The following is a 9,452-nucleotide window of genomic DNA, read 5'->3' on the forward strand; positions in this document are numbered from 1 at the left end:
TTTAGTATACAATATTACAAAAACAAATGAGGTGCTTATGAACCGTATTTCTGTAAGAACACCGGCAAAAATAAACTTGACCCTGGATATCCTCAAGAAAAGAGAGGATGGCTACCATGAAATATCCATGGTGATGCAAACGGTGGACCTTTGCGACGAGCTGGAATTTGAGGAAAGGGAAATCGGAATAGAAATCGAATGTAGCAACCATGAAATTCCCTGCGACAGTGGGAACTTAGTTTACAAAGCGGCGAATGCTCTGAAGGACGAATTTGGCATTCAAAAAGGGATCTACATAAAAATCAACAAGAAGATACCCTTGGAAGCGGGTTTGGCAGGAGGGTCTGCGAATGCTGCGGGAACTTTGCTTGCTTTAAAAAAAATGTGGAGAATAGAGGCAACGGATGATAGGCTCAACGAGATAGCCAAGTCGATTGGTGCAGATGTGCCATATTGTACGAAAGGCGGCACTATGCTTGCCCAGGGAATAGGAGAGAAGCTGACAAAGCTTAAAGACCTGCCGGATTATCACGTAGTCCTGGTAAAGCCGGAATTTTCAATATCCACAGCATGGGCTTACAACAATGTGGATATAAAAAACATCAAGCAACATCCGGACAATGAAGCTGTCAGCCGTGCCATCGAATATGGAGATAGGGCTGTAATTGAAAAAAACTTGGGGAATGTTTTTGAAGAAGCAGCTTTTAAGAAGTATCCGGAACTTGCTGAAATAAAAGAGACTTTAATCAAGCTGGGGGCTAAGGGAAGTCTTATGAGTGGAAGCGGCCCAACGATGTATGGTCTGTTCGACGATGAGGCAAAGGCTCAACTTGCTTGTGAACACTTTAGGGGGATATATGACGAGGTGTACAAGGCAAAGACGTGCCATCAATTAATTAAGGAGTGATCTACCCTATGGATAATTTTCTCAAGATTGACATGGATACTTACAAGCCACTGAGAGAAATTGTGTTTACCACGATGAGAGAGGCAATAATCAACGGAGACTTTAAGCCCGGACAAAGGCTAATGGAGGTCCAGTTGGCAGAGCAGATGGGCGTAAGCAGAACCCCTGTCAGAGAAGCTATTAGAAAACTTGAATTGGAAGGTCTTGTGGTAATGGTGCCTAGAAAGGGCGCGTATGTTGCAGGGCTGTCAAGCGAGGATGTAAAAGAGGTCTTGGAAATCAGGGCGGTTTTGGAGGGGTTGGCTGCATCTTTGGCTGCAAAAAATGCTTCCGCTGCAGATATAGAGCAACTTCAGGAAATCGTAGAAAAATTCAAGGTCGCTGCAGAGGAAAAGGATGTCGTTAGACTAATCAATTTCGACTCGGATTTTCACGATGTCATGTACAGGGCTTCAAAAAATAAAAAGCTGATCCAATTGATCAGCGCTTTAAGAGAGCAGGTTCAAAGGTTCAGGGTCGCTTATTTCACAAAAATAAGGAGCACCCAGACCTTGATCGAAGAGCATAATGACCTGGTTTCATCCATTGTGAACAACGAGCCTGATCGGGCTAGAGCAATTGCCGAAAAGCACATATCGACTACAGAGAAGCTTATAACCTCAATTGAAGAAAAAAGGTAAATGGCCTTATGCTGCTTCAGAAGGCTCCAGTAGCAGAACCATGATGAGCAGTATGCTTCCGGAAACGATAAAGATATCAGCCACATTGAAGATGGCAAAATTTATCAGGCGAAAATCGAAAAAATCAACGACAAAGTTGAATCTGAAACGATCAATAAGGTTGCCCAAGGCTCCACCGATTATTAGTGCCAGCGAAAGGCTTTTAATAGTGAGCTTGCCTTCTTTTCTGGTCAAGAATATCAAGTAGATCAATAGTACAACTGAAAAAACAGAGGTTATGATTTTTAAAAATAGTTGCATGTCAGTGAAGATGCTAAAAGCAGCACCGGTGTTTTCTGCATAAGTCAGGTGGAAGACGCCTTCCCACAAAGGGATGCTGGCGCTGCCCTTGAGATGTTCAAGAGCCAGTGATTTGGAAAATTGATCCAGTGCGGTTATTGCAAGTATGATAATAAAGCTCAAAATAGTATCCTCCTGTTACAAATTTATTCGCATTTATAGTATAATATATCATTGAGCCTGTGTACAGACGAGAGTCTTGAAACGGGAAGTATTAATATAATGAAATGGCAGACAAGCTATATTTAGGAGGCCGATATGAACAACGTATTCGATGTTTTAAAGGAACGTGGATTTATAGAGCAGTGCACCCACGAAGACGAAATAAGAGAGTTGCTTGAGAAAGAACAAGTGACGTTTTATATAGGTTTTGACCCTACGGCAGACAGTTTGCACATAGGGCATTTTCTTCAAATAATGGTAATGACCCATATGCAAAGACACGGGCACAAGCCTATAGCATTGATTGGTGGTGGAACCACCATGGTCGGGGATCCCACTGACAAGACGGACATGAGAAAAATGTTGACCCAGGAACAGATAAACGAAAATGGGGAAAAATTCAAGACAGTATTTAAAAAGTTTCTGGATTTTTCCGATGACAAGGCGATAATGCTTAACAATGCGGACTGGCTTTTAGACTTAAATTATGTGGAGCTGCTAAGAGAGGTTGGAGTACATTTCTCGGTAAACAGGATGCTTGCAGCGGACTGCTATAAGACGCGGATGGAACAGGGCCTGACATTTTTGGAGTTCAATTACATGATAATGCAGTCCTATGATTTTTACGTGCTGTACAGGGACTACAACTGCAAGATGCAGCTGGGTGGAAACGACCAGTGGTCAAACATCCTTGGTGGCACGGAACTTGTAAGAAGAAAGCTTGGAGGTCAAGCTTATGGAATGACATTCAGCCTGCTTACTACTTCCGATGGCAAGAAGATGGGTAAAACGGAAAAAGGAGCACTATGGCTGGATCCCGAAAAGACATCTCCTTATGATTTTTATCAGTACTGGAGAAATGTTGACGATGCAGATGTAAGAAAATGCCTGGCCCTGCTTACGTTCCTTCCGATGGAGGAAGTAGAAAGGTTAAGCTCCTTCGAAGGCTCTGAAATCAACAAATCAAAGGAAGTTTTGGCTTATGAAGTGACGAAGATAATTCACGGTGAGGACGAGGCGAACAAGGCTCAAAATACCGCAAAGAGCCTATTTTCCCTTCATACTGATTCTGCTGAAATGCCCACCACTGAAATAGACAGACAAGAGCTTTCTGAGATGGAAATCTTGGATATTATGATTAAAGCAAACTTGATTCCTTCGAAAAGCGAGGGCAGAAGACTAGTGACCCAGGGCGGAGTGCAAGTCGACGGCGAGAAAGTTGAAGATTTAAATTACAAGCTTCCACAGGACAAGCTGGGCGGAGAGAGCTTCATCATAAAAAAAGGCAAAAAAGTTCATCATAAGATAAAAATAACATGAAAATATGCCGCCGGGATGTGACTTGGTTCACTCCAGCGGCATTATCTACAATCAGGAGGTTTTAAAATGGCAAAGAGCTCAAACCCTGTCAGGGGAACAAGAGACATACTCCCGAAAGAAATGGATTTAAGAGACGAAATTGAAGCAAAAATTCTAAATACCTACAGATTTCACGGGTTCGAAAGGATAGAGACACCGGCGATAGAATCTTTAGATCTTCTGTTGGACAGCGAGGGTGGTGAAAATCTCAAGATGCTTTTCACCGTGCTAAAAAGAGGAGAGAAACTCAATTTGAAAGAGGACGCGGCTATCGGCGAGATATGCGATATCGGGCTAAGGTACGACTTGACGCTTCCGCTGAGCAGGTTTTACTCCAACAACAAACAGGAACTGTCTACCCCTTTTAAAAGCATACAGATAGGAAACGTCTATAGAGCAGAAAGACCTCAAAAGGGAAGATTCAGATCTTTTAAGCAATGCGACATAGATATAATAGGGGATGAATCCTGGTGCGCGGAAGTGGAGCTTATCGACACTACTGCAAAAGCTCTAAAGGCTATCGGATTTGACAATTTTACAGTGAGGATAAACGATAGAAGAATTCTTTCTGAAATGATAATTTCAAGCGGTTATGACACTAAGCAAGTTGACCAGGTGAGCATAATACTTGATAAAAAGGACAAGATAGGAAGAGAAGGCGTGATAGGAGAGCTAGAAACATTGAGCGAAGGTAGAGAGTCAGCTTTTAAGCTTGTTGATCTGACTGAATCTCTAAATGTCAATAGCTTGGCTGAATCTGGGCTCGCAGCTGAAGCCGTGGAAGGACTCTTAAAGACCATGGAAGCTGTAGAAGAGCTTTCGGAAGGAGCTTTTAAAATCGAGTTCGATCCAACCCTGGTAAGGGGAATGGGATATTACACTGGGATGATTTTTGAAGTTGCATACGGGCCTTATGGATTTTCAGTTGCTGGAGGAGGAAGATACGACGGGCTCATAGGCAAGTTCAGCAAGGAATCCGTTCCGGCTGTTGGGTTTTCAATTGGATTTGAACGAATTGTTTCCATCATGCTGGAAGAAAACAAGGGGGTCAATGGGGAAAGCAAGCGTCTTGCTCTTTTGTTCGACGATGAAAATGAGATATCAAAGGTAATAAAGCAGGCAGGAGTTTTAAGAAAAAAAGGCTACTTGGTTTCGGTAGCTAAGACCAAAAAAAAGCTTGGAAAACAGATAGGACAGCTTGAAGCAGCAGGCTACGGATATCTCTGGGTGTTTGGCAGAGACGTGGAAGAAAGAAAACTGGGTAATGATTGATGAAAAAATTTGAAATAATAGCAACATGTACATTTGGACTTGAAAGCGTGCTCAAAAGAGAAATCGCCCACCTGGGATTTGAAAAACCAAGAACCGAAAACGGAAGAGTGGTATTTACCGGGACTTGTGAAGATATTGCGAAGGCAAACATATCTCTTAGGACTGCAGACAGGGTATTGGTGAAGGTAGGTGAATTTGAAAGCCTGACCTTCGACGATTTATATGAAAAAACCAAGGCGCTGCCTTGGGAAAACTGGATTGGGCCCAAGGATAGCTTCCCAGTTGCAAAGGCAACATCTGTCAAGTCAAAGCTTTTCAGCAAATCAGACTGTCAAAAGATAGTTAAAAAGGCAATCGTGGACAGGTTGAGGAAGAAGTATCATATAGAATGGTTCGAAGAGATTGACGAAAAGTTCCCCGTTCATTTAAGTATCTTAAAGGATGTTGCTGTTTTGTCTATAGATACATCGGGAAGCGGTCTCAACAAAAGAGGGTACAGAGCCGAAGGGAATGAAGCGCCTATAAAGGAGACTCTTGCGGCGGCCTTGGTGCTTCTCTCTGGATGGAGAAGAGATAAAAAGCTCGTAGATCCCTTTTGCGGGTCCGGTACACTGCTAATAGAAGCAGCCCTTTACGGACTGGATATCAAGCCGGGAATAAGCAGAAGCTTTATCAGCGAGACGTGGAGCAAGGAGTTTAGAACGGCATATTCAAAGATGAAGGAAGAGCTCTCCGTAAGAAAAGATTACGGAAAACTTGACATTCAAGGATGGGATCTAGATAAGAAGTCTCTGAAGATTGCGAGGCAAAACGCTAAAATAGCAGGGGTGGAGGAGCACATCGAATTTGTGGAGAAAGATGCCAGGGACTTAGAAGAGCTTCAAGATTCTGGAATAATAGTCGCCAACCCTCCATATGGGGACAGGCTGCTAGATAAAAGAGAAGTGGAAAATCTATATCAGGATTTGGGGCGGGCCTACAAGAAAACAAAAGGATGGTCTTTTAATGTCATAACGGGTCACCTCGAATTCGAAAGACACTTTAAGATTAGGGCGACAAAGAACAGAAAACTCTACAATGGGAATCTGCTCACGTATTTCTATCAATATTTGCCCAATTCCAAAAGATGATTTTATTTTTTATGATATAATCTGCGCCTAAAAGGATAGTCAATAAATAGCGTTACTTAAATATATGATATAATATTCGCAAAAATCATCGGAGGCATAATCCGCGTTTTTTATGATATAATTAGTGAAATAACTTAATTTGGAGGTACACTCATGGAAGTCAAACTAAAAGTCGAACTGCTTCAGCACACGCCTCAACCGGAAAAACTAATATCTGCAGCGGCAAAGCTCTGCTATTCCAAAAGCGGAATCGAAAAGCTGATGGATGGTCTCGATGAGGATAAAGTAAATAAATTTTTGGAAAAGCTGATGGAAATGGGACACGAATCTCCAATTGAGCATGTCAGCTTTACATTCGGAATAGAAGGAGTCTCCAGGAGCCTCACGCACCAGTTGGTAAGACACAGGGTGGCCAGTTATTCACAAAAATCACAAAGGTACGTAACCGAGGCGCAATTCCAATATATAATTCCTCCTCAGATTGCAGAAGATGAAAGGACCAAGGCGTTGTACGTAGAAGCTATGGAGAAAGACCAAGCTATATACGATGCGATAGCGGGAATTCTAAAGGAAAAGCGATATAACGAATATCTGGAAAATGGAGAGAGCGAAAAAGCTGCGAAGAACAAGGCTGAGAAAACAGCTATAGAAGATGCGAGATATGTTTTACCCAATGCCTGCGAGACAAAAATCATAGCGACTATGAATGCAAGGGAGCTTTTGCACTTTTTCAACCATAGGTGCTGCGAAAGAGCTCAATGGGAAATAAGAGAGCTGGCAACTCAGATGCTGAAGCTTGCGAGAGACGCAGCGCCGTTAATCTTTAAAAATGCCGGCCCAAACTGTGTGAAAGGGCCTTGTCCAGAGGGTCAAATGACTTGCGGAAAAATAAAAGAAATAAGAAAAAAATTCGAGAACCTTTAAGGATGAGATGATGATGAGGGAAAAACAAAACCCGAAAAAACGGGACAATAAAAATTATGAGGATGACCAAAACAAGGGCGCAAGAAAGCAGGGGTCTGACAGACCTGAAAGAGACGTGCGACAGATAGAAGGGAAAAATCCAATTTTAGAAGCGCTTAAGTCAGGGGTCACCATAGAAAAAATCATGGTGGCAAAAGGGCGTCGCGAAACCGGAAATACCGAGGTTTTCGATCTTGCAAAGGAACAAAAGATAAAGATCCAGTTTGTAGATAGAAAGAAGCTGGATTATTCGACAAAGACGGGCAATCACCAAGGGATAATAGCCATAGCTACAAATTTTTCATATTACGAACCTGAGGAGATCATACAAAAGGCAAAGAGCAAAGGAGAAGACCCTTTGATCGTGGTTTTAGACCAGCTGACCGACCCTCATAATTTCGGAGCGATAATAAGAACGGCAGATGCCTGTGGAGCTCATGGGATTATAATTTCGAAAAACAGATCTGTAGATTTAAGCCCTATTGCGGTAAAGTCATCTGCAGGAGCGGCAGAGCATATGATGGTATCTAAAGTGACAAACTTGACTCAGACATTGAAAGACCTTAAAAAACAAGGGGTTTGGATAGCAGGGGCCGAGCCTTCCGGAGACATTTATTATAAAAGCAATCTCAAGGGACCTTTAGCCCTTGTCATAGGCAGCGAGGGAAAAGGAATAAGCAGGCTTGTCCAAGAGGAATGCGATTTTAGCGTGTCCATTCCGATGTATGGTGAAATAGGCTCGTTAAACGCTTCTGTGGCGGCGGGGATACTACTAAGCGAATCGGCAAGGCAGAGAAGGGAAGGCTGAAAAGTTGGGGCTTCGAAAGCACTACCTTGTCGTTGATGGCTACAATATAATCAATGACTGGGAAAGATTAAAAGAGATACTCTCCTATAGCCTTGAAGACGCAAGGGAAGCTTTGGTTGGTATGATACAAAGCTATGCGAAGATCATGAATTACAGTGCAATTGTGGTGTTTGACGCATACAATAACGACGAAATGGTTAAGGAAGAAGAAAAAAGCGGAGTTAAAGTGGTCTATTCGGGTAAAAATCAAACAGCGGACAGCTATATCGAGAAGTTCATGTACGATTTGAACCCCGTGCACGAAGTGACGGTAGCCACTTCCGACTTTATGCTTCAGAGAATGGTAGTATCAGCCGGAGGCAGTCGAATGAGTGCCAGGGAGCTGGAAAAGGAAATGGAGTTTTCATTAAGCTCCAATTTGAAAAAAGTCAAAATGGAATCTGAAGCCGATAGGAATCATTTGTTCAAGAGCATTGATGGGGATACCATTGAGAAATTGAAAAAAATCATAAGGGACCCCGATCAAGATTAGACATTGAGAGGAGATCGTGCCAATGAGCCATGAGGAATCGGTTTATGAAACTGTTTTGGAAATTTCAGATGGGGCATCTGACGAAAAGCTGGTGGAAATTGCGCAAAAGGGCGATAAAAAAGCCATGTCGGTGCTGGCCTTAAGGTATAAAAAGATGGTAGGAATCAAGGCAAGAAGCTATTATCTAGCGGGAGGCGACAAGGATGATTTGGTTCAGGAAGGGATGATAGGTCTTTGCAAGGCGGTGAAGGACTACAAGGCAGATCGCCAGGCGAGCTTCAAGGTGTTTGCGGATCTTTGCGTACAAAGGCAGTTGATTGGAGCAATAAAGAAGGCAAACAGGCATAAGCACGCCCCCCTTAATAGCTACGTATCATTTGATTATCCCGTATTCGACGGAGAAAATGGAGCAGTGTTGGGAGATGTCCTGAGAATGTCAAAAGTTTCTGAACCAGAGACTGTAGTGCTTGGAAATGAGGAAATATTGGATGTGGAGCTAATCATAAATGAGAGGCTAAGCAATTTTGAACGAAAAGTCTTGAAGCTTTACCTGGAGGGCAAGAACTATTTGGAGATGAGCGAACAGCTGAAAAAAGAGCATAAATCCATAGACAATGCCCTTCAAAGAATCAGGAAAAAGATAGATACACTGAGAGACACAAAATATTGAGAAAAAACTTGTACAAACAATTGACACCACAAAACAATTTTAGTATCATGTAGTAGCGATTTTAATTTGGTGGGGTTCCCGAGTGGCCAAAGGGGGCAGACTGTAAATCTGTTGGCTCAGCCTTCGATGGTTCGAATCCATCTCCCACCACCATAACAAGCCCATATAGCTCAGTAGGTAGAGCACCACCATGGTAAGGTGGGGGTCATCGGTTCAAATCCGATTATGGGCTCCACTTGTAAAACACACGGAAGTGTTAAAATAATTATATTTAGATGCGAAGGAGGAAACAGAAATGGGAAAAGCTAAATTTGAAAGAACTAAACCCCACGTAAATATCGGAACAATAGGACACGTAGACCACGGTAAGACTACGTTGACAGCAGCGATAACAACAGTAATGAACAAGAAGTATGGAACAGGTGCAGCGGTAGCATTCGACAACATCGACAAAGCGCCAGAAGAAAGAGAAAGAGGAATCACGATTTCTACAGCACACGTTGAGTACGAGACAGACGCGAGACATTATGCACACGTAGACTGCCCGGGACATGCGGATTACGTAAAGAACATGATTACAGGAGCAGCACAGATGGACGGAGCTATCTTGGTAGTAAGCGCGGCTGACGG

The 9,452-nt window shown here is 42.8% G+C and carries 11 protein-coding genes and 2 tRNA genes; 12 read left to right on the forward strand and 1 reads right to left on the reverse strand.

What is annotated here, in order from left to right; all coding sequences use genetic code 11:
• The first annotated feature begins 37 nt into the window (after window positions 1-37).
• Window positions 38-907, forward strand: coding sequence for a 4-(cytidine 5'-diphospho)-2-C-methyl-D-erythritol kinase (ispE, locus tag BUB93_RS09020; RefSeq protein ID WP_073271263.1), 870 nt, complete (start codon window positions 38-40; stop codon window positions 905-907).
• Window positions 908-915: 8 nt separating this feature from the next.
• Window positions 916-1,587: a GntR family transcriptional regulator gene (locus tag BUB93_RS09025; protein ID WP_073271265.1), complete on the forward strand. Its 672-nt coding sequence runs from the start codon at window positions 916-918 to the stop codon at window positions 1,585-1,587.
• Between the two features lie 6 nt (window positions 1,588-1,593).
• Here the strand turns inward: BUB93_RS09025 and lspA are convergent, their stop codons facing one another.
• Window positions 1,594-2,049 (reverse strand): signal peptidase II, encoded by a 456-nt coding sequence (gene lspA / locus BUB93_RS09030; RefSeq protein WP_242945469.1) that lies wholly within the window; start codon window positions 2,047-2,049, stop codon window positions 1,594-1,596.
• Window positions 2,050-2,184: 135 nt separating this feature from the next.
• Here lspA and tyrS point away from each other — a divergent pair, with 135 nt between their 5' ends.
• From tyrS to BUB93_RS09080, 10 genes are all read left to right on the forward strand, one after another.
• On the forward strand, window positions 2,185-3,408 hold the full coding sequence (gene tyrS / locus BUB93_RS09035) for a tyrosine--tRNA ligase (RefSeq protein WP_073271269.1): 1,224 nt from the start codon (window positions 2,185-2,187) through the stop codon (window positions 3,406-3,408).
• Window positions 3,409-3,474: 66 nt separating this feature from the next.
• Entirely contained in the window at window positions 3,475-4,719 is a 1,245-nt protein-coding gene (gene hisS / locus BUB93_RS09040; protein ID WP_073271271.1) for a histidine--tRNA ligase, read from the forward strand.
• A complete protein-coding gene (locus tag BUB93_RS09045) occupies window positions 4,719-5,849 on the forward strand; it encodes a THUMP domain-containing class I SAM-dependent RNA methyltransferase (protein WP_073271272.1) in 1,131 nt (376 codons plus the stop codon). The genes hisS and BUB93_RS09045 overlap by 1 nt, the downstream gene beginning before the upstream one ends.
• Before the next feature lie 153 nt (window positions 5,850-6,002).
• Window positions 6,003-6,773, forward strand: coding sequence for an FAD-dependent thymidylate synthase (thyX, locus tag BUB93_RS09050; RefSeq protein ID WP_073271274.1), 771 nt, complete (start codon window positions 6,003-6,005; stop codon window positions 6,771-6,773).
• 10 nt (window positions 6,774-6,783) lie between these two features.
• Window positions 6,784-7,620, forward strand: coding sequence for a 23S rRNA (guanosine(2251)-2'-O)-methyltransferase RlmB (rlmB, locus tag BUB93_RS09055; RefSeq protein ID WP_341465284.1), 837 nt, complete (start codon window positions 6,784-6,786; stop codon window positions 7,618-7,620).
• A gap of 4 nt (window positions 7,621-7,624) precedes the next feature.
• The gene (locus BUB93_RS09060) at window positions 7,625-8,152 is read left to right on the forward strand and encodes an NYN domain-containing protein (RefSeq protein WP_073271276.1); all 528 of its coding nucleotides are present in this window, start codon (window positions 7,625-7,627) and stop codon (window positions 8,150-8,152) included.
• 22 nt (window positions 8,153-8,174) lie between these two features.
• The gene (gene sigH / locus BUB93_RS09065; protein WP_073271278.1) at window positions 8,175-8,822 is read left to right on the forward strand and encodes an RNA polymerase sporulation sigma factor SigH; all 648 of its coding nucleotides are present in this window, start codon (window positions 8,175-8,177) and stop codon (window positions 8,820-8,822) included.
• A gap of 68 nt (window positions 8,823-8,890) precedes the next feature.
• Window positions 8,891-8,975 (forward strand) — tRNA-Tyr (locus BUB93_RS09070).
• Window positions 8,976-8,981: 6 nt separating this feature from the next.
• Window positions 8,982-9,057: transfer RNA gene (locus tag BUB93_RS09075), tRNA-Thr, on the forward strand.
• A 60-nt stretch (window positions 9,058-9,117) separates the two neighbouring features.
• Window positions 9,118-9,452, forward strand: a 335-nt coding sequence (locus tag BUB93_RS09080) for a GTP-binding protein (protein ID WP_200789489.1), incomplete at its 3' end; no start/stop codon positions are given.

Origin of the sequence: Alkalibacter saccharofermentans DSM 14828, assembly GCF_900128885.1 — a bacterium.
Taxonomy (GTDB): domain Bacteria; phylum Bacillota; class Clostridia; order Eubacteriales; family Alkalibacteraceae; genus Alkalibacter; species Alkalibacter saccharofermentans.